This is a genomic window from Bacteroides cellulosilyticus, from assembly GCF_020091405.1.
GTDB lineage: Bacteria > Bacteroidota > Bacteroidia > Bacteroidales > Bacteroidaceae > Bacteroides.
In genome coordinates, this window is the sequence record NZ_CP081903.1 from 3643115 (window position 1) to 3664008 (window position 20894).

Sequence of the window (20894 nt, forward strand, 5' to 3'; positions counted from 1 at the left end):
TTTTTAATTGTTAAGATAAGTATCACATGGATTTTCCATGTGATTGTATATATCATGAATTCTCCTGCAGAAAGAATCCAATGAATAACACTCTAAAACCTTATTTCTAGCTTCCTTTGTCATCTGACTGTTCGATTTCTCACTAATTAAATAGCTGATAATCTTTTCTTTCAATGATTTAACATCCCAATTCTCCCCATATTCAAACACAGTACCCAATTCTCCGTTTTCTACTATTTCTTTCAGTCCTGTCGTATTATTGACAATAACCGGAAGCCTGTGCATCATCATCTCAACAGCTACATATCCAAATTCCTCATGTTTAGAAGGTACTACTCCAATATCTGCTATGGCATACAAGTCATATAGCTGCTCCTTAGGGAGGAATCCGGTAAAAACCAATCCTGACCAACATGGAGCGGCAGTACTGAAAGCAAGAGTATAATTTCCACTTCCGGCTATAACCAATTTTGTATTAGGAATCTCTCTCTGTACTAATTTGACGGCTTTTATCAATTCTGCAAAACCTTTTACTAAATCAATTCTACCCGCAAATAATACTATTTTGTCATTATCATTAAATCCGTATTTCTTTCGCAAAGAATTTAGTTCTTCTTTATTTCTTGGTTGATATTCATCTTTTAGAGCATTTGGAACAAAGACTAATTTGTCTTGGGGGATTTCATAAAGTTCTTTCAGCATTCTATAAGAATGGTTAGCTATTGTTACTACATAGTCACAACACTCCATCATAAATGCCTTTTCTCGTTCAAAAGTTTTCTTTACCTGATTATCTTTGTTTCCTATAGGATTGGCTAAAATTTGTTTTAGCCAATCCTGATCTCCCAATAAATCAAAGCTCCAATCAGTATAGTGAAGAGTGAATACAATTTTGGCCTGCAATTTCTTTTTGAATAGCAAAGCTAAATCATGATGGATAGCAAAGTTGAAATGGCAATAGATTTTTTTAGGTAATGTGAGACGTGAAGCTAAATAGTAAAATACCCCTCTATAATATTGTTTTTCATCCAAGGATGAACTGTAATATTGCATTTTGCCCGGCATTGGTATTTCGTAATAGGCAATTCCGTCTTTTATCTTCCACTGTACTTCTTTGGAACGAGCATGCAAAATAATTACATTCAGGTTCCATGCTGAAAGATCAAAGCATTGGGTCAATTGGCTGATATATGTGCCTACTCCATACTTTCCTGCTACACTCTCTTCTGAAATAATGAACAAACATTTCTTTGAAGAGGTACTTAATTCATTTTCGTATAGATTTTGGGCACGTTCGTATAAGGAATCCGCTTGTAATAGAAACGCTTGTTCTGTTTCGTCACATTCTTTACCATTTACCTTTTCTTTTATAAATTCCTTCAATCTTGAATTTATGAAAAAAAGAGACTCGGAACGCCTTATCAGGTTGCGGTCACTATGCATAATAGAGCCTTGCCGTTGGCGGTAGAAATAAAAATCAATATTAATATCAATAACTTTCTTGGCAAAAAATAGTGCATAAGGCATAAAGAATTCATCTTCATGAAAGGCAGCTTCAAAGTGTAATTGATTCTGTCGAATAAATTCCAGTCGGTACAAGTTACTCCATACCATAGGTATATAGCATCCTGTTTTCATTAATAACTTGAAACATTGTTTTCCTTCCATCGTTCCGGGATAGGATTGAAAAACTGCGGATTTATCGCCTACCCGGTGTGAGGTGCCATCTTCATAGGTATATAGAACGCTGCCGAGGACAATGTCAGCCGAATAGGTATCGGCACGTAAAAACAATTGTTCGAAGGCGTCTTTGGACACATAATCGTCACCGTCTACAAAACCAATGTATTTGCCTCGTGCCAGAGATAAACCAACGTTGCGGCTTTGGGTTAATCCTTTGTTTGACTGATGAACAACACGGAAACGCTGATCGGAATGGGCATACATTTCCGCTATCTCACCCGTCTTGTCTGTAGAACCATCATCAATAATAATCACTTCTATCTCTTTTAATGTTTGACATTTTAGAGAATGAAGGCATTCCTCAATGTAGTTTTCTACATTGTAAGCCGGGATTAATATGCTGACTTTAATATTATTCATAAATGGTTCTTAGTTTTACTAATCCTCTTTTCCAACTTTTTTCCTTCGAAAAGGGATGAGTTGCTAATAGATCTAATATCCGATTCCATGTAGAATCTGTATTATATTGCATGGAATACAGCAGAATGTTGTTTCTTTGGCAAGCCTCTTCCAACTCTTTCAGGTAAGAAGAATCAAAAGGTTGGTTATTTTTTATTGTTCTGACACTATCAATGCGGCTTCGCACATATATTGCAATACCTTCCAATCCATATTCAAAAGTCATATCGGACATTCTACGTACATCACGTTCCATTATTTTCCGGTCAATGTCACATAATATATCATCTGTATCTCCTTCTATGAAATTTAGCCTTTTCATTAACTCAATTCCCCAACCAATGCCGCATAATCCATCTGCAAAAGTAATGGGAAGACCTATGTGAAGATTATCGCATATATCATCCAATAATTCTCCGGCAAAATCTTCGTACCAGTTGTTATGGGTATATCGTGCCTGAAAGAAAAAGAATAAGGCTATACCCATTTTTCCTTCAAGAAGACTTGGATTTAGACAGAAACCTCCATTTAGTATCTGGTAATCTGTTATTTGTTTTATGGATGAATTATACGGCATATACAATTGCGAGAAAGAAAGATTTATGGTTTATTTATTTTATATAAAATGTTCCATATAGATTTGTTCCACGAGGCGTTGTAATCGTAATGTGATACATGCCTTGTGAAGGATGATCTATATAAAATGCTTCTGTCTGGAATTCAGTAAAAGAAACCGTACGACTTTCTGTTTCACCTTCAGAACTGGTAAGTGTAATTGTAACATCAGTCATGGCTATGTAGAATTGCACGAATACAGCATTCTCTTCTAGATATGCTTTAAGAGGAAATGATAAAGATTTGGTTTGTGCTAGTTCTATTTCACCTTTTATCTTAATATCTTTTGCTTCATCTGAAACGATACTATAAATCGGAAGACTGAATAATATTAAAATCGATAAAACTACTGTTCTCATAATATTTATTTTTTGGTTTGTGACAAAATTAGATAGAAAAAAGGAACATTATCATAGAAATTGGAAATATTGTGAGATTATATAATTTGTTGTAGATTAATTTGTTACATTAGCTCTTGTGTGGTTTTTGCGACAAAATAAGAACTCTTTTGGTGGAAGTGATATCAAAAACCAGGTAGTTTCTCGTATATAGATATGTATTCTTTTAATATTCTAGAATTTTTTCTTTTGTTTATGGTGAATATGCCTAATGTATCAGCTTGCTCTTCTAATTTTAAAAAGGGACACACAACAAAATAAATAGGGCGGTTAAAAAAATCGTGTATCATGATTCTGGTTTCTGGGGAACAGTGCAGACAAGCTTGTAATATGCATGCTACTCTGAAACGTCCGTCTACCAATACTAAATCGTATGATGTCTTTTCATGAAAGGCTGAGGATGAATATAGTGGCCATTGATTTTGATTACTATTGTCTATGGGATATCCCCATTCACCAGTTGGCCCTATGTTGATTAGTAATGGTTTTATACGTTTGGTATATACACCGCATTTTATGGAGGGTATATTTAAGAGTTTCTCATTCCAGAAAGAGGCATCAGATTCTACTACTGTTATATGCTTAATGGTCTCTATTTCTGTAGCCAACAAAGTGCTGTTCCCGGAACCAAATTCCAGATAGTTTTGAGATTGCATGAGTGCTTTACGTAATAAAGCTAATTCTTTTTCAGTCATTTTCTTTAAGGTTAAATTTATAATATTATGTATGTTTATATCTATTATGTGCATATGCCATTATAAAATCGATAAAGCTTTCTTTACTCCCTTTTGAAAAGCCGAACTTTTCGCATATACGGCTGATGTACCGTTCAATGCTTCGAGGTTGTACATTGAGAAGCTGTGCGACAGTATCAAGAGGTAAGCCTAAAGCTGTCAAGTAACAAATGTCTTTTTCACGTCCGGTGAGTGAGGGGTATTTGTCATTCAAACGGATTGCAAAGTTTTGATGGGTGATATCCAGCCAGTGGTGGAGATTATCTCTATTTGCAGCCGGAGTATATTCTTTTTGTTCCGTAATTCTGAGGAATGTTTGTAACGCTTCGGCATCTGCTGATGAAACGGAGATGTCTTTTGCCCGGAACATGGTTTCCAGCTGCTTTATACGTGTATCTTTTTCTCCTTTTTCATTCTGTAAGTCTATGATTTTATTTAAAGCCTCTTCTCGTTCCAGGCTGTGTAGATTCTCGCTTTCTTCTACCATTGTTTGGAGGACATCTATCCGCTCTTGTAACTTGATAGACCCTTGTTTTTGTTGGGATAACTCTTTTCCTTTTTGTTTCCTATATATTTTCAGACTATAAAAATAGAGGGATATTAATGCTATCACTATTAAGAATCCAATAGCAATAGTGAGATACCAATTCATTCGTATTTCGGCATTTTGCCTGAGGGTAATGGACTTGTCATATTTTAGTTGTAATTCTCTGATTTCCGTACTTTTTAGCTCATCCCGAACGGAATCAATAACTGCAGTGTATTTTTTAAGATACCCAACAGCTTTCTTATATTGTTTATCCTCTTCTGCTTGTTTATATAATGTAGAATAGATATTCACTTTTACAGTTAAATCAGATGTTCCCAAAGCCGCATATAATAAACTGTCAGCTTTTTCTTTATGTCCCATTTTGATATATAGTTCTCCCCATACGGATAGTGCTTTATAACTAAGTTTTCCATTTGAAACTTCTTTCAACTTCTGTAGAAATATCTCTGCTTCAGTATATTTTTCCTTATACATTTTTTGTACCGCTATGTTGTGGAATATTTTGGCTTGGATATTAGAGCCTACTTTTGAGACTATGTTTAGAAGTTCTGAAGTACACCATTCAGCACTATCTTGTTTATTCTGGTAATCAGATGAAATATATATCCCCATTAGATTAATTAAATCGTTGGTGCTATTTGATAAATATTTTTCTGCTTTATTGATAGATAACGATTTCTTATAGTATGTTTTAGCTATATCGTAATTCAATTCCATTTGATTCAAATATCCCAAATCACTATATATCCGTGCAATCAGATGAGTATCCGTCATTTTCGGTATGCACTCTTCTGCCTGTTTGTATGCCTGGATCGCCTTTTCGGATTCGTGCAACTCATTCAATACGCTCCCTTTGTACAGATATGCTGCTCCTTTTCTGTCGGCATTTTCTTTTTCCTTATAATAATTGATTGCAATATTTATCAGAGAATCTGAAGGTGCCAAGATGTTACAGCGGTATTTTGCTTGTGTCAGTAGCAAGGCATAGTCCGCCTGTTCTTTTCCTTTGAGTTTTTCCGGCGAAGAGATTTGTTCCAGTATCTGTAAAGTAGAATCCGGCTTTTCCCATATCTGGGCTTCTGCCAACTCCAATAGTTTGGCAGTATTATCACGCTGACACGAAGAAAGGCATGCACAGCATAATAAGATATATAAGATAGCAGTTTGTCTATTTTTCATAATACTTGATTTGAATGTAAATTCAATAGACAAAGGTGGGAACAATTATTTTATTCTATGTTTAGAAATGGTTCATTTGCCTGCTATAATTATGCCATTTTCCTATTTCTCATCCATAATCTTTGGGGCAAGGCGTGTTTTTTGTTTTTACAGGTTTAAATGCTGCATAAATTACCCATAGGTAGTTGGCGAACTACTAGTAAGTAATCACCCAACTACTAGTAAGTAATTGCTCGACTACTACTAGGTAATTACTTAACTAAGACAAAGCGAATTTGGTGTAAGGATACAAAAAAAACGCAGAGCATGCATATATCTCTGCGTTTTTTTGTTTTCTGGTAAAATACTGTTTACAGTTCAATCACCAATGATTCTCTTGGTCCCATTGTCAGCGATTCACCGAATGCAACTGTCTTTCCACTAAGAATATCTTTTCCTTGTTTGGAATCTTTCAGTATTTCTTTGTAGAATTTCAAAGGAACAGTAGTCTCGGCATCTGTACCATTCAGCATTACGAATACGGTTTTACCTTCGTGCTGGCGGGCATACGCATAAACACCGTTCTGTACCATGAATTGCACCATGCTACCTTTGGCAATGACATCGTTTCCTTTACGCCAGTTCAATAAGGTCTTGTAGAAGTTATAACATTCGTTCTGTATCTTGCTGCGTCCTGCGGCTGTTAATGCGGTTTCTGTATCGCCAGACCATCCACCGGGGAAGTCCTTACGAACGTATCCGTCACTCTTGCTCTTTACACCGTTCATCATGATTTCCGTACCATAGTAGAGTTGCGGAATACGGCGGGTGGTAAGTAGCAAGGTAGAAGCTTGTTTCAGCATTGGCAGATTGTCGCCTTCACCCAGGAAGCGGTCGGTATCATGGTTTTCGATAAATGCCAGTACGGAAGCCGGGTTGGGGTAGAGGAAGTCGTATACGAAGCTATTGTACACGCGATCCAGACCTTTGAACCATGTTTCGGTCTGCTCGTTCTTGGCAGTGTTGATTTTATCGAAGAAGCTGAAGTCCATAACGGTTTTCAGGTTACTGTTCTTCGGGGCAGAGAGTTTGGAATCCATTTGCCACCAGGCTGTATAAGCCGGTTCGGTAACCCAGGTTTCGCCTACGGTGTTGTAGTTGGGGTATTCTTCGTTCAGCTCTTTCATCCAGTTGCTCATGGCGTCATAGTCGGCATACGGATAAGTGTCCATGCGGATACCGTCGATATTGGCGTACTCAATCCACCAGAAGCTGTTCTGTACAAGGTAGCGATATACGTGCGGATTCTTTTGGTTAAGGTCCGGCATAGCGGTAACAAACCAACCGTCGTTCATCTGGTCGAAATCGTATTGTGAAGTATAAGGATCAACGTGCGGAGTCAGTTTGAAAGAAGTCTGCACGAAGTTCTTTTCATGATCGGGATTGTTGAACCAGTCTTTAGACGGCATATCTTTAATCCATGGATGTTCTACACCGCAGTGGTTGAAGATCATATCCATTACAATCTTGATGCCGCGGTCGTGGCATTTGGATATCAGTTGCTGATACTCTTCGTTGGTACCGAAACGCGGATCAACTTTATAGTAATCGGTAGTAGCATAGCCGTGGTACGAACCGCCGGTCATATTGTTTTCCAGTACCGGAGTGAACCAAAGTGCGGTTATACCCAGGTCGGAGAAGTAATCCAGATTTTGCTCGATACCTGCAAGGTCACCACCATGGCGGGCATTCGGATCATTGCGGTCTACTTTGTATTCGGCCATGCCGGGGATTTGGTCATTGTCCGGATTGCCGTTTGCGAAACGGTCGGGCATCAACAGGTAGAGGGCGTCGGAAGCATCAAAACCTTTGTGTTCACAGCTTTTCTTGCCGCGTGCTTTCAGTTCATACTCTTTGACGATTTTCTTTTTGCCTTGTGCAAAAGTGAGAGCTACTTTACCGGGTTTCACATCTTTCTCCAGTCTCAGGTAGACAATCAGGTAGTTCGGGCTTTCCAGCTTGACAGTGCTGCTCAAAGAAACGCCGGGATAGTTGACGGTAACGGAAGAGTTACCGATGTCTTCACCGTAGACCATAAGTTGGAGTTCGGGATTTTGCATTCCGGCGTACCAAAACGGAGGGTCGATTTTGTTTACGTTCATAGCTGCATACGTACTAAGGGAAAGTAAAAACGTTCCCAGGATAAGGAATAATTTTTTCATGATATTAGCTTTTCGTTATTATATCCGTATTTTGGTGCTAATATAAGCAAATAGCGGAGAAAGCTGCCGCTACTCCGCTATTATATACTTTATAATGTTATGCAAACGTTTTCAATGAATTAGCTACGAGCTACAAGTTACAAGCTACAGGCTACAGGCTACGAGTTACGAGTAGCTGCGCTATTACACAGCAAACCACTTGTAGCTCGTAACTTGTAGCTTGTCACTCATTCACTTTCCCCTGAAAGAAGTCATCCACTTTCTTTTTCTCGCGAAGATCTTTCAGCCAAGTTTCGGCTGCACCATAATAAGTACTTAATCCTAATATTACATTTCCTTTATCATCTGTTTCGGGTTGCTCACTGCTGTTTTTGGGACGCGTTTTAAGGAAAGCCTCCAGGCAACGTTCTGTATTCTTTTTATCTTTCAACTGATATTGGTAAACATATGCCATGTCATACAAGAGCTTATGATTTTCTATATCATATTTATCATATCTGTCTTGCATCGTTTTGATTTGCTCTTTAGGCATTAGTGCCATTTTATAGCAGTCTGTGAGGCCAACATAGAGGCGTACCATAGCGCTATCGGGTGGGGTAGCATATGCCACAGCTTCTTCCAGATATGCAACTCCTTGATCCTTCCATGACGTTTTGGAACAGGAGCGTCCTAAATAATATAGCAGATTCACATTACGCTTATCATATTGGCGAGCTACTTCCAGTATATCATGTGCTTCATAAAACTTTTCTACTGCGTAATAACTGACTCCTAAATAGTAGCAGGTGGTAAATGTACTGTCCCCTAGGCTTAGTAACTGTTCGTATCTCTTTATTGCGGTCTGATAATCCTTCATCAGGCAGTATGCCAATGCGTTTTGTTGGTTTACAACAACGTTTGTACTGTCTATTTGGCGGTATTTTTCGGTAGCTTCTATAGCATAATTATAAAATGCTCCTTCGATGTGTAGTCTTGCTGCTTTGGCAGCAGCCAGAAAATCGTTGGGATATTTTTCCTGTATGTTTTCATAGCATCCCAATGCTGCTAAAATGTCATCTACCCCTTCAAAACTTTGAGCTTGTAGATGTAATGCGACAGCCGAGCTATCTGTTTCTGTAAGTAGACTGCTCTCTCCCAATGCTTCATCGAATTTCCGCTGATTCAGTAATAGAGTAATGTATTGAATACGGGTATACTTATTATCCGGATTCAGGTCCACTGCCTTTTGATAATATTTTAATGCCTGTTTGTTTTTTAATAATGACTTACAGCACTCTGCAGCTTCAATATAAGCTCGTGGATTCAGAGAATCTTGCATCACGATTTCTTCATATACCTGAAGCGCTTCCTTGTTGTTGCCAAGACTTTTCAGAGCTTTCCCTTTTTGATAGAGTAGGGGAACAGTCGGCGTCTCCTTATCAATAAGCGTCAATGCCGTCTCATAATCATAGTTTGCCATTGCTTCCTGAATTGGGTTGGTATTTTGTGCCATCAGCAATGAAGAGGCACTGAAAAAGAGTAGAATAAAGAGTTTCCGCATAGTCTTTTTATCTTTAAAGTATTGCTTAATTGGCTGCAAGTTACTAAAAAGATTTACTTTACGAAATATTCGTAGCCTCTTTTAGATAGATTAACGAATAAAAATAGCGCCCCTTCAGACGAAGGAGCGCTAAAATATACCGGATGTTTTGAATGGTAAAGATACCACTCAACGCACATGTCTTTTACATCAGGAATCCCAGCAAGATACCGGCAGCTACTGCAGAACCGATTACACCTGCAACGTTCGGACCCATGGCGTGCATCAGCAGGTAGTTTGTAGGATCATATTCCAGACCTACAACCTGAGAGATACGTGCCGAGTCGGGTACAGCAGATACACCTGCATTACCGATCAACGGGTTGATCTTATTCTCTTTCTTCAGGAAGAGGTTGAATATCTTCACGAAGAGCACACCTGAAGCGGTAGCAATTACGAATGACAATGCACCCAGACCGAAGATCTTGATAGAGTCGAGCGTCAGGAACTCAGAAGCCTGAGTAGAGGCACCTACTGTCAAACCTAATAAGATAGTAATTGTATCAATCAGCGGACCGCGTGCCGTTTCAGCCAAACGACGGGTTACACCACTTTCTTTCAACAGGTTACCGAAGAACAGCATACCTAACAAAGGCAGACCGGACGGAACAAGGAAACAAGTCAGCAACAAACCGATAATCGGGAAGATTACTTTCTCCGTGTGAGAAACTACGCGCGGCGGTTTCATACGGATCAGACGTTCGTGCTTGTTAGTCAACAAGCGCATGATAGGCGGCTGGATTACCGGTACCAACGCCATGTAAGAATAGGCTGATACCGCAATCGCCCCCATCAGGTTAGGAGCCAGCTTGGATGAAAGGAAGATAGCCGTCGGACCGTCAGCACCACCGATGATACCGATTGCACCGGCTTGCATAGGATCGAAACCTATTTCCAAAGCAATCATATAAGCACCGAAGATACCAAACTGAGCAGCAGCACCGATTAGTAACAACTTAGGATTGGATATCAGAGACGAGAAGTCCGTCATGGCACCAATGCCCAAGAAGATGAGCGGCGGATACCAACCGGAGGTTACTCCCTGATACAGGATGTTGAGCACAGAACCTTCCTCATAGATACCGACTTTCAGTCCGGCTTCCATGTTGAAAGGAATATTACCGATCAGCATACCGAATCCGATAGGAATCAGCAGCATCGGTTCAAATTCCTTGGCTACCGCCAAGTATATGAAGAACAAACCTACCAGGATCATAACGACGTGGCCTACCGTTGCATTGGCAAAACCCGTGTACGTCCAGAAGTCGGCAAGGTTGTTTCCTATAAATGTGATAAATTCTCCCATATTATTCAATAATTACAAGGTCATTACCTTCGAGAACGGAATCTCCTTTACTTACGTTGATCGCAGTGATTTTACCGTCTTTGTCGGCATTGATATTGTTCTCCATCTTCATAGCCTCAAGGATAATAATAGTTTGTCCTCTCTTCACTGTATCACCCACATTGACTTTGATGTCGAGGATAACACCAGGAAGCGGTGATTTAACACCTGACTTGCCAGTAGAAGCAGCAGCCGGTTTCACAACAGGAGTTGCCGGAGCCGGAGCCGGAGTGGTAGGACGTGTTACCGGTTTAACAACCACTTTCGGTGCCTTTTCCATTTCTACCTTGTAGGGAGTACCGTTCACTTCTACATGAGCGATATTTTCGTCGATATCTCCAATGGTAACTTTATATGTATTACCGTTGATTTTATATTTATATTCTTTCATCGTTTTATCAATTTATAGGTGATTACTTTTTCAGAGGAGTTTCACGCAATGTGTAAATCTTCGAACTCCATGGTGAATAGCTGCGTTTCACACGGGTGATAGTAAGAACGGTGTCTTCCACATCGTGTACATCGCTTTGCATCTCGTGCATAGCCATGGCAATAGCAGCAAATATCTCTCCCGGAGCTTCGCCCAGTTTCTTTTCTTTAGCTTCCTGTTTGTCAGTAATACCTTTAGCCTTCATAGCATTACGCTTGCTGAGGTTAACAGATACTCTACCGACAATTTTGAATGAAATATAAAGTAGGATCAATCCGCAAAATACTACACTCATGGCAGAAATAGACATACCGATACCATCGCTATCATGCTCTTCGAATTTCTCCATCTTAGCATTGCTGTCGATAGTTTTGTTATTGGTACTCGGAGTTACGTATTTCTCTGCACTACCGTCTTTAACTTCCCATTTTTCGGCCGCATCACTTACGCGGGCATAAGACTGGTTAGCTTGTAATGCGCCTGCCGGTATGGTTATCTGATCCAATAAATTGCGTCCTGAATCATATAAACCAATCCAGTTCTGTGTTTCCGGATTCAGCGTGAAGTTCGTGTGGAATGTACCACGTCTTGCTTCTCCATCGGCCCAAAATAATGAATGTTGACGAGGTTTTACCAAAGTCAGGACATCACCTTTAGGGATAAAATAGCTGGCAGTATCTCCCGGTTGACTACTGGCTTTCAGATAGCAACCTGCTAGGTCGGCGCTGCCGTATGATCTGTTGAATATTTCAATCCATGCGCTGTGCAAGCCGTAGTCGTCCTGATAATTACCTTCGTTGGTAATCAGCACTTCATTCAGCACCAGCTTATTGTTCGATTTCTTCTCTCCGCAGGAAGAGCATACACCTAACACCAGCAGCAAGGTAAAGAATATTCCGATTTTTGTTTTATTCATAATCGTTCTTGTTTTTAGTGTTAAAAGCCTGATTACAAAGGAATATTACCATGCTTCTTAGCCGGGTTAGTCAATTTCTTAGTCTGCAACTGTTGCAAGGCGCGGATAATGCGGAAACGTGTGTTACGCGGTTCAATCACATCATCGATGTAGCCATACTTGGCTGCATTGTAAGGATTAGCAAACAGTTTGGTGTATTCAGCTTCTTTTTCTGCCAGGAATTGAGCAGGATTTTCCTGTTCCTTGGCTTCGCGGGCATACAATACCTCAACGGCACCTGCACCACCCATAACAGCGATTTCAGCAGTAGGCCATGCGTAGTTCATATCACCGCGGAGTTGCTTACAGCTCATTACGATGTGTGAACCACCGTAAGACTTACGCAATGTTACTGTTACCTTAGGTACAGTAGCCTCACCGTAAGCGTACAGCAACTTGGCACCATGCAGGATTACACCATTGTATTCCTGGCCTGTTCCCGGAAGGAATCCCGGAACGTCTACCAATGAAACGATAGGAATATTGAAAGCATCGCAGAAACGAACGAAGCGGCCACCCTTACGGGATGCGTTGCTATCGAGCACACCTGCCAGATACTTCGGCTGGTTGGCAACGATACCTACGGACTGTCCGTTGAAACGTGCGAAACCGATAATGATATTCTTTGAGTAATCTTTCTGAACTTCGAGGAACTCACCGTTGTCAACGATAGCGGCAATTACTTCGTACATGTCGTACGGCTTGTTCGGGCTATCGGGGATGATTTCATTCAGAGAATCTTCCAGACGGTCGATAGGATCGGTACAATCTACGTAAGGAGCTTCTTCCAGGTTGTTCTGAGGAATGTAGCTCAACAGTTTACGCAGCAAAGCCAAACCTTCTTCTTCGGTCTTGGCAGTGAAGTGAGTTACACCTGATTTAGTAGAGTGAACACTTGCGCCACCCAGGTTTTCCTGAGTTACATCTTCACCCGTTACAGTCTTAACCACCTTCGGACCGGTAAGGAACATATAAGAAGTACCTTCCATCATCAACGTGAAGTCAGTCAGTGCAGGAGAGTAAACAGCACCACCGGCACAAGGACCGAAGATACCTGAAATCTGCGGGATAACACCTGATGCCAGGATATTGCGCTGGAAGATTTCAGCATAACCAGCCAAAGCGTTGATACCTTCCTGGATACGTGCACCACCCGAGTCGTTGATACCGATACAAGGAGCACCCATTTTCATAGCCTGATCCATAATCTTACAGATCTTCAGAGACATCGTTTCAGACAAAGAACCGGCAGAAACTGTAAAGTCCTGTGCGAACAGATAAACCAAACGACCGTCGATAGTACCACAACCGGTCACAACACCATCACCGGGATAGTGTTTCTTTTCCATACCGAAGTTGGTACATCTGTGTTCTACAAACATATCCATTTCTTCGAAACTGCCTTCGTCGAGAAGCATGGCTATGCGCTCACGAGCTGTATATTTACCTTTCTCATGCTGTTTGGCAATCGCTTTTTCACCACCACCCAGACGTGCAGCTGTGCGGCGATCTATAAGCTCTTTAATCTTTTCAAGTTGATTACTCATTTTATTAAATATAATGGGTTAATACTATTATTTTATTGTGAATTATGAATTACAAATGACGAACTGCCTGTAAAATAAGTAATCCGTCATTCCTAATTTCGTAATTAATGCATATTATTCCGGCTTTTCACAAAGTTCTGTCAATACGCCCAGTGTTGATTTCGGGTGTAAGAAAGCAATGCTCAGACCTTCAGCACCTTTGCGCGGAGCCTTGTCGATTAAGCGAACGCCTGCAGCTTCTACTTCAGCTAATGCGTTTGCTACACCATCTTCGATAGCAAATGCCACGTGATGAACGCCTGCACCTTTGTTTTCGATGAACTTAGCAATAGTACTTTCGGGAGAGGTCGGTTCGAGAAGTTCGATTTTAGTGTCACCAACTTTCAGGAAAGCGGTTTTAACTTTCTGGTCTTCTACAGTTTCGATGTTGTAGCACTTCAGACCTAATACGTTCTCGTAATACGGCAGGGCTTCTTCAATGCTCTTAACAGCAATGCCCAGATGCTCAATGTGTGAAATCTTCATAACTATATTTATTAATGTTGGTATAATGTCTTAATCAAAGGCATAAAACAGCACAAAGAAAGAGATTTCTTCCTTAATAGAGAAATTTTTCGTCAATTAATTATTGGATATTTGAAGTTTAGAAAGGTTTTTTTAGACTTCTGTTCAGAAGTCGAGCAACAGTCGGACGTTAATCTGACGAGATGTCAGGTAATTGGGTACTGCAAACTGGTTATTTCGGGTATCTGTTACCCAATAATAGGAGTTGACGTTGCTGATATTTAGCAAATTGAAAATATCAACGCCCAACCAGAGGCTGCGGATACCGCGCTGATTTTCGCGTTCACTGCGGTCGATGATACAGCGGGACATGCCTATATCCACACGTCGGTAAGGGGATGTACGGAATACGGCAGCCTCGCGTCCGCTATGTGGAGGGCCGAAGGGAAGACCTCCGGCAAGTGTACCTTTCAGGTTCATTTTCCACTTGCGGCTACCGGGAAAATAGTCCGTAAAATAGAGCGAAAGACGGTAGCGCTGGTCGGTGGGGCGGGGGAGCCATTGTCCGTTTATTTTTTCTTCGGTCTTCATCAGCGAGAAGCTCAGCCAGGAGTCTGTTCCGGGAACAAATTCACCGAACAGTTTCATGTCGATACCGGTGGCGTAACCTTTGGAAAGGTTGCGTCCGTAATAACTGATCCGTACATTATCTATATTGTAAGGGATGAGATTGCTCAACGCTTTGTAATACACTTCCATAGAGAAGCGGAACGGGCGGTCCATGGCACGGAAATTATAGTCGCCGCCTGCCATGAAGTGTAGGGAGCGCTGCGAACGGATGTCACGGTTCAGGGATACGGTAGCTATCCCGTCCACCTGGGTGGTATCCCGGAATTCTTTATAGAACGGTGCCTGGTAATAGACTCCGGCGGCTACTCTCAGGGTGAATTTCTCATTGAATGCCGGAATCAGTGCCAGGGAAGCACGCGGGCTGAAGATGAATTCTTTGTTCCAGTCCCAGTAACTGCCTCGTATGCCGGCGGTCAGGGTGAATAGTCCGGCGGTGGAGCGGAAGCGGTATGTGTCTTGCAGGTAAAATCCGTATCGTTTGCTGTCCGTTTCATTGCGTGAGCGGAGGGTGTAGAATAGTTCCGGCCCTTCGGAGGTCTGTGGCATGGAGTATCCGGCAGAGTCGCGCATTTCCCATTCGCGCATCCGGTCTTTGATGCGCTCCCGTTTGAACTCCGCACCCCATTGCAAGGAGTGGCTTTTCAGTCGGTGGCGGCCTGTGATGGAATAACTTTGCACCTCTGCGGTAAGGTAATTGCGGGCATGTTCCATGTAAGTTCCCACACCGATGGTTTCGGCAGTTTCCTCTTCGTTGGTAGTGCCGTCTACTTGTGTTCCGCTGTCCAGGGAGTTCAGCCAGTATTGTCCGGTGATGTCGTACGTCTCCTGTTCTTTCGTGTGGAAGGCGGAGGCTTGCAGGGTCAGGCTGTTCTGTTCGTTCAGCCGGTAGGTGGCATAAGCGGTTCCAAACAGGGTGCGGAATAAATCTTTCTCCTGTCCTTCAAAATAGACTTTAAACTCGCGTACATTGCTGAGAGTGCCGAAGCGGGTGTAGCGGTCTTCCGGCTGGAAGTTATAGCGGTTTTCTGAAATATTGCCGATGACGCCTACTTCCCAACGCTTCGAAGGTGTCCAGTTCAGATAAGTTTGATAGTCGATATAACGCGGGTCGTATTCTCCTTTTGTATCCAGCGTACCCAGCAGATATTGATTGGTTTTATAACGGATACCGTTTGTCCAGGTTAGCTTTTTGGTGGCGATTCCTACGTATGCCGAGGCTCCCAACAGGCTGACGGAGGCACTTCCTTCTAACCGTTCGGGTTTCTTGTAGGTGATGTCCAGCACGGATGACATCTTGTCCCCGTACTTGGCCTCATAGCCTCCCGTGGAGAAGCCGACGGATTGCACCATATCGGGATTGATGAAACTCAGCCCTTCCTGTTGCCCGGAACGGATCAGCAAGGGGCGGTATATTTCAATGCCGTTGACGTACACCATGTTCTCATCGAAACTACCGCCGCGCACGTTGTATTGCGAACTGAGTTCGTTGTTGCTACTCACTCCGGCCTGTGTGGCTATCACGGCTTCTATGCTTCCGCCCGAAGCGTCAGGGGCCAGGCGGTTTTGTTTGGTTTCTATCTGTTGGATGGTTCCGGTTTGCCGGCGATGCTCTGTTACGCTCACTTCGCCCAATTCAAAATTCATCGGGGGCAAGGTTATGTTCAGACTGATATTCCCCTGTGGCCGTACTAACTTCCGCTTACGGGTTTGGTATCCCAGCATGGAGAAGATAACTGTTACACTGTCCCGGCTTTCGAATTTCAGTGAATACCGTCCTTTCAGGTTGCTGACTGTGCCTATAGCCGTCCCTTCCAATCGTATTGTTGCCAATTCAATCGGATTGCCATTTTCATCCGTAACCGTTCCGCCTATCTTGACCGTTTTCTGGGCAAAGGCGGGAGTGGAGAATAGGATTATAAGAGATGTCAGTAACCAAAAATGTCTCATACCTTTTCTATAACGGAGAAACTTCCCGAAACGTATATCGGGAGGTAAAAAAGAGCTTTTAACTTTGCTTCTTTATTTTTTATAGGTTAGTGTCACAAATGTTACAACTCCAATCCGTGCTTCGTTCTATCTTTGCAGAAAAAATAGATTATGGAACAATTACATGCTCATGAAGTCCTTCACATGATGGAAGGCAACAGTTACTCGGAATCATCATTAAAAGAGGCAATCATCAGGAAATTCGGCGAGCATCAACATTTCTATACTTGCTCGGCAGAAGATATGGATGCGGATGCGCTGATAGAGTTTCTGAAAGCGAAAGGCAAGTTTATGCCTGTTGCTGATGGATTTACGGTGGATATAACGAAGGTTTGCAACCATTGATGCTGATAACTTTAGTCCTATAGCGGTTTCTCGCTGTACCCTTTCACAGTTCTGCGTCCCTTTATTCATCAGTGTTAGCGGGTGGAAGCGTGCTTTTTAAGCTTCTTGATTTATGGCAAGCTTATTTTGGGCAATGGATAGAGCTGTTATATATTGGTTATTAGTAATATGTTACGTTGGTTTGGATAAGGCATTTCAATCGTTTGACTATAGTCGGTAAGTCGTTTGGTTATGGTCGGTAGATTTACTGATTATAATCAAACGACTTGCTGACTGTAGTCAGCACCGGATGATTTGTATAGCAAAACAAATGTATGTCATATCCATTTTATATCTATGTCATATCCACATATTGCCTCTACGCTATCCCCGTTTTATACCCTTCCACCTGTTAAGGCCGATGAATAAAGGGGTATGAGTGTGTGGAAGGGCTATGTATGCAACAAAAAATATTTGAATACACATCTGCAATAAAACAATTTGTACCTTTGTAGCCGAATGCAATATTGAAACTATGGGAATTGTAATAGGAATAGACGTTGGCGGAAGTACTACAAAAATTGTAGGGATCAACGGAGAACAGATACAGTCACCGATGTTTATCACTGCGACTGATCCGGTTACTTCTCTGTTCGGGGCTTTCGGGAAGTATATTTATGATAACGGTATTCAGCTTTCGGATATAGAGCAAGTGATGCTGACAGGTGTGGGCAGTGCATTTGTAGATAGTCCGTTGTATGGTTTACCCACGGATAAGGTCGATGAGTTTATAGCCAATGGGTTGGGTGCACGTCATGCCACGGATATTGACCAGCTGATTGTGGTAAGCATGGGAACGGGCACTTCTTTCGTAAGAATCAACGGAGAAAAGATAGAGCATATTGGTGGTATGGCAATTGGCGGAGGTACTTTGCAGGGGCTTTCCCGCTTATTGCTGAAGACGCATGATTTCCGGCAGATTGCAGCCATTGCCGAGAAAGGGGACGTTACCCGCGTAAACTTACAGATCGGCGATATTTGCAATCGTCCTTTGCCGGATCTTCCGGTGCATGCCACTGCTTCGCTGTTCGGAAAAGCGGATAGCAACGCTTCGCAGGAAGATATTGCCAAAGGGATTATTTATATGGTGCTGCAAACGATAGGTGGTGCAGCGGTGTTGTCTGCGCTGAATGGTCCTATCAAAGATTTTGTCTTGATTGGTAATCTTACTAAATTTCCGCAGTGCCATGAGGTTTTTCCGAATATGGAAAAGATATATGGGGTGCGCTTCCATATTCCACCCTATGCGGAATATAGAACGGCGATAGGGGCGGCGCTGGCGTATATCAGGAAGAATGCTTGATTATCCGGGTTCGTGCGTCTCCGTAGGGCCTTCATGTCATTTCCGTGCTATCTCCGTAATTCGTCCGTATCTGCTCCGTATCAACTCCGTGTCGGCTCCGTATCAGACCTCTTCTATAGGACACGGAGTAGGTACGGAGTTGATACGGAGCAGATACGGTTCCGGTATAGTTTTGAAACATCGCATCTGATTACGTAAATAATAATCTTGTCACTGATTTCCGTGATAAATATTCTTCACTCGGAAAGAAATAAAACTTGAAGTGCTTTTTATTTTTAGAAATTTCTTTCTGATAAAGAAATTTATTCTACATTTGCAGATGAAGTCAGGCCTGTTATAGCGATAAACGGCAAATATGACTTTATGTTTTAAGAAAAAACGCAAGAAGCGAAAAGTTATTATCCCCTTCTCTCGAATCTGGAAAATTCAAATGCCGTGGGATGATAGCAACAGTTTCTTCACGTCTATGTTATATATATAGGCGTGAGGGCTGTTGTCTATTACGGCATTAGGCATTTTCCAGAGCCTGAGAGAAGAATAGACAATAACAGTCCTCACGCTTTCTTTATATAATAACCCCGTTGACAGAGGATAGGCGGATTATTTCTAATATTATGAGACGACTACTATTAATTGTAGCATGGGGCTGTTTCTTGGCGGGAAACGCGAATGCCCAAGTTGAAATTGTACGCTATGTTTCGGAAAATGGAACCGGAGATGGTACTTCCTGGGAAAGTGCTTCTGGAAAATTATGGGATGTGCTGGCCTTATCTTCTCAGGTAGACCGTATGACTATTTATCTGACAGAAGGTACCTATCGTTTGCGGAGTGCCAATGTGAAGAATGTAGTTATCTCCGGTGGCTATTCCAAAGGGGGGGTCAGAAAGGAAGCGCAAGGTGAGCATAAGACAATTATTACTTTTAGTGACAAAACTCAGCAGGATGCCTTTTATTGTGACAACTGTTGGGCGGAAGACGTAGAATTTGACATGCACCTCACACCGTCGTCAGAATTGAGGATGAATAACAGTGTACTGTCACGATGCAAAGTGTATGGCGGACGTCGAATTACCGGAAACGGGCAGTTATATGGCTGTGAAATTTTTAATTGCGGGCGCGAAGGCGTACAGGTAATGGGAGGCAATATCTTTATTGTAGAAAATTGCAATATACATCATAATGAAATAGGGATCGGCGGTGATGGCATTCTGAAAGTAAAGAGATGCGATATTCATGATAATAATAATCCTCGCGGACAGGGAGGAGGCATGTTTACAGGTGCCATTTATCAGCATCATGTGACGGATTGCCGCTTTGCTAATAACCATGCCCGTGAAGGTGGAGGACTTTATGGAGTGAATGTATTCCTGACCAATTGCACATTCGAAGGAAATACTGCCGAAAGGAGTGGAGCAGCTGTTTATCTGCAGGTGAATAGCGAAATGTATAACTGTGTGGTGTGGAAAAACGGATCAGTGAAGGGGGAGAATATCATTGATGTGCAAGATGTCACTATAAAGATTGTGAATGGTACCATCATACAAAATACCGGCACAGCCCTGAACGTTTATGTGAGAGGATATGAACTGTATGGTGAGGGAAAATCTCCCTTGATTGCTAACACGGTGTTATGGGGGAATACGAAAGAAATAGAAAATCAGCAGAATATAAAACTGGACTTGCGCGGATGTGCCATTCAGGGAGGACTGGGTATTCCGGAGCTTGATACGGCATGTGGCATCATCAACCTGTCTGCTTTGAATACAGGAGATAATGCGGGAGAGAATTATCCTTGTTTCATATCGAAAGAGGATGGCGGCTTATTGCCTATGTTATCGGAGAACTCGACTTTGATTGATGCCGGAGATACCGGCTTGTGCTTCACCACCTATGATTTCGCTTATTCCGGAAGGGTATTATTGAAAAGCATCGATGTAGGTGCTTTCGAGTATGTATCTGTTTCTCATCTGTTGGCCGGAACAAAGAAAACATTCCGTTATTCAAAAGATGCGGAGGGAATAGGAATTGCGGTGTTTGAAGCGGAAAGGGAGGGACAGAAATATGGTATACTTGCTTTTGTGCACAACGATGCGGACATAATGTTGCCTTATAGCTTCGGCGGTTGTGAAGAAGGAAAGTATAATTTTTCTTTCCAGTTGATAGATATAAAGAATGATGGAATGAACGAAGTTGTGCTTTATAAGGAATTACCCGGAAAGAAGAGTATTGCCTATTTATTGCAGTATAGGTCGCCCGGCTGGAAGGTAGTGGAACGGATGGAGTATGTGCAAGGCAAGGAACTTCGTCCGGCATTTAATGTGAATCCTAAACAGCCGGATTATTATATTGTTAAACAGGGTGCCAAGATATTATTATCCAAATTATTAATGGACGAATAAACAGAATAAAACT

The 20894-nt window shown here is 41.9% G+C and carries 17 protein-coding genes; 4 read left to right on the forward strand and 13 right to left on the reverse strand.

The features are described 5' to 3' along the window. Positions 1 to 3: 3 nt before the first annotated feature. The 13 genes from K6V21_RS13175 to K6V21_RS13235 all read right to left on the reverse strand — a co-directional run bounded on the left by K6V21_RS13175 (position 4) and on the right by K6V21_RS13235 (position 16756). Positions 4 to 2103 carry a glycosyltransferase gene (locus K6V21_RS13175; RefSeq protein ID WP_224318895.1) on the reverse strand — a complete coding sequence of 700 codons (2100 nt, stop codon included), beginning with the start codon at positions 2101 to 2103 and terminating at the stop codon, positions 4 to 6. After that, the gene (locus tag K6V21_RS13180; protein WP_224318896.1) at positions 2096 to 2629 is read right to left on the reverse strand and encodes a hypothetical protein; all 534 of its coding nucleotides are present in this window, start codon (positions 2627 to 2629) and stop codon (positions 2096 to 2098) included. The genes K6V21_RS13175 and K6V21_RS13180 overlap by 8 nt, the downstream gene beginning before the upstream one ends. Positions 2630 to 2753: 124 nt before the next feature. Beyond that, positions 2754 to 3116, reverse strand: a complete 363-nt coding sequence (locus K6V21_RS13185; protein ID WP_224318897.1) for a DUF3244 domain-containing protein — start codon at positions 3114 to 3116, stop codon at positions 2754 to 2756. Positions 3117 to 3280: 164 nt separating this feature from the next. Then, on the reverse strand, positions 3281 to 3850 hold the full coding sequence (locus tag K6V21_RS13190) for a hypothetical protein (protein ID WP_217715944.1): 570 nt from the start codon (positions 3848 to 3850) through the stop codon (positions 3281 to 3283). 25 nt (positions 3851 to 3875) lie between these two features. Continuing rightward, positions 3876 to 5618: a hypothetical protein gene (locus tag K6V21_RS13195; RefSeq protein WP_224318898.1), complete on the reverse strand. Its 1743-nt coding sequence runs from the start codon at positions 5616 to 5618 to the stop codon at positions 3876 to 3878. A 350-nt stretch (positions 5619 to 5968) separates the two neighbouring features. Then, positions 5969 to 7819 (reverse strand): glycoside hydrolase family 13 protein, encoded by a 1851-nt coding sequence (locus K6V21_RS13200; RefSeq protein WP_224318899.1) that lies wholly within the window; start codon positions 7817 to 7819, stop codon positions 5969 to 5971. 223 nt (positions 7820 to 8042) lie between these two features. Beyond that, a complete protein-coding gene (locus tag K6V21_RS13205) occupies positions 8043 to 9359 on the reverse strand; it encodes a tetratricopeptide repeat protein (RefSeq protein ID WP_224318900.1) in 1317 nt (438 codons plus the stop codon). Positions 9360 to 9543: 184 nt separating this feature from the next. After that, on the reverse strand, positions 9544 to 10704 hold the full coding sequence (locus K6V21_RS13210) for a sodium ion-translocating decarboxylase subunit beta (protein WP_217715946.1): 1161 nt from the start codon (positions 10702 to 10704) through the stop codon (positions 9544 to 9546). 1 nt (position 10705) lies between these two features. Next, complete coding sequence (locus tag K6V21_RS13215) at positions 10706 to 11134, reverse strand: acetyl-CoA carboxylase biotin carboxyl carrier protein (protein WP_009128929.1); 429 nt, start codon at positions 11132 to 11134, stop codon at positions 10706 to 10708. A gap of 22 nt (positions 11135 to 11156) precedes the next feature. Then, positions 11157 to 12089: an OadG family transporter subunit gene (locus K6V21_RS13220; RefSeq protein ID WP_224318901.1), complete on the reverse strand. Its 933-nt coding sequence runs from the start codon at positions 12087 to 12089 to the stop codon at positions 11157 to 11159. A 32-nt stretch (positions 12090 to 12121) separates the two neighbouring features. After that, entirely contained in the window at positions 12122 to 13675 is a 1554-nt protein-coding gene (locus K6V21_RS13225; protein WP_009128927.1) for an acyl-CoA carboxylase subunit beta, read from the reverse strand. A gap of 114 nt (positions 13676 to 13789) precedes the next feature. Next, positions 13790 to 14200, reverse strand: a complete 411-nt coding sequence (gene mce / locus K6V21_RS13230) for a methylmalonyl-CoA epimerase (protein ID WP_115502471.1) — start codon at positions 14198 to 14200, stop codon at positions 13790 to 13792. Positions 14201 to 14344: 144 nt separating this feature from the next. After that, the gene (locus K6V21_RS13235) at positions 14345 to 16756 is read right to left on the reverse strand and encodes a TonB-dependent receptor (RefSeq protein WP_224318902.1); all 2412 of its coding nucleotides are present in this window, start codon (positions 16754 to 16756) and stop codon (positions 14345 to 14347) included. Between the two features lie 150 nt (positions 16757 to 16906). Here K6V21_RS13235 and K6V21_RS13240 point away from each other — a divergent pair, with 150 nt between their 5' ends. The 4 genes from K6V21_RS13240 to K6V21_RS13255 all read left to right on the forward strand — a co-directional run bounded on the left by K6V21_RS13240 (position 16907) and on the right by K6V21_RS13255 (position 20881). Next, positions 16907 to 17140, forward strand: a complete 234-nt coding sequence (locus K6V21_RS13240) for a YecH family metal-binding protein (protein ID WP_217715949.1) — start codon at positions 16907 to 16909, stop codon at positions 17138 to 17140. 514 nt (positions 17141 to 17654) lie between these two features. Further along, on the forward strand, positions 17655 to 18482 hold the full coding sequence (coaW, locus tag K6V21_RS13245) for a type II pantothenate kinase (protein ID WP_044264678.1): 828 nt from the start codon (positions 17655 to 17657) through the stop codon (positions 18480 to 18482). Beyond that, the gene (locus K6V21_RS13250; RefSeq protein ID WP_217715950.1) at positions 18475 to 18672 is read left to right on the forward strand and encodes a hypothetical protein; all 198 of its coding nucleotides are present in this window, start codon (positions 18475 to 18477) and stop codon (positions 18670 to 18672) included. Before coaW ends, K6V21_RS13250 begins: the two co-directional genes overlap by 8 nt. Before the next feature lie 424 nt (positions 18673 to 19096). Next, the gene (locus K6V21_RS13255; RefSeq protein WP_224318903.1) at positions 19097 to 20881 is read left to right on the forward strand and encodes a right-handed parallel beta-helix repeat-containing protein; all 1785 of its coding nucleotides are present in this window, start codon (positions 19097 to 19099) and stop codon (positions 20879 to 20881) included. Positions 20882 to 20894 lie beyond the last annotated feature (13 nt).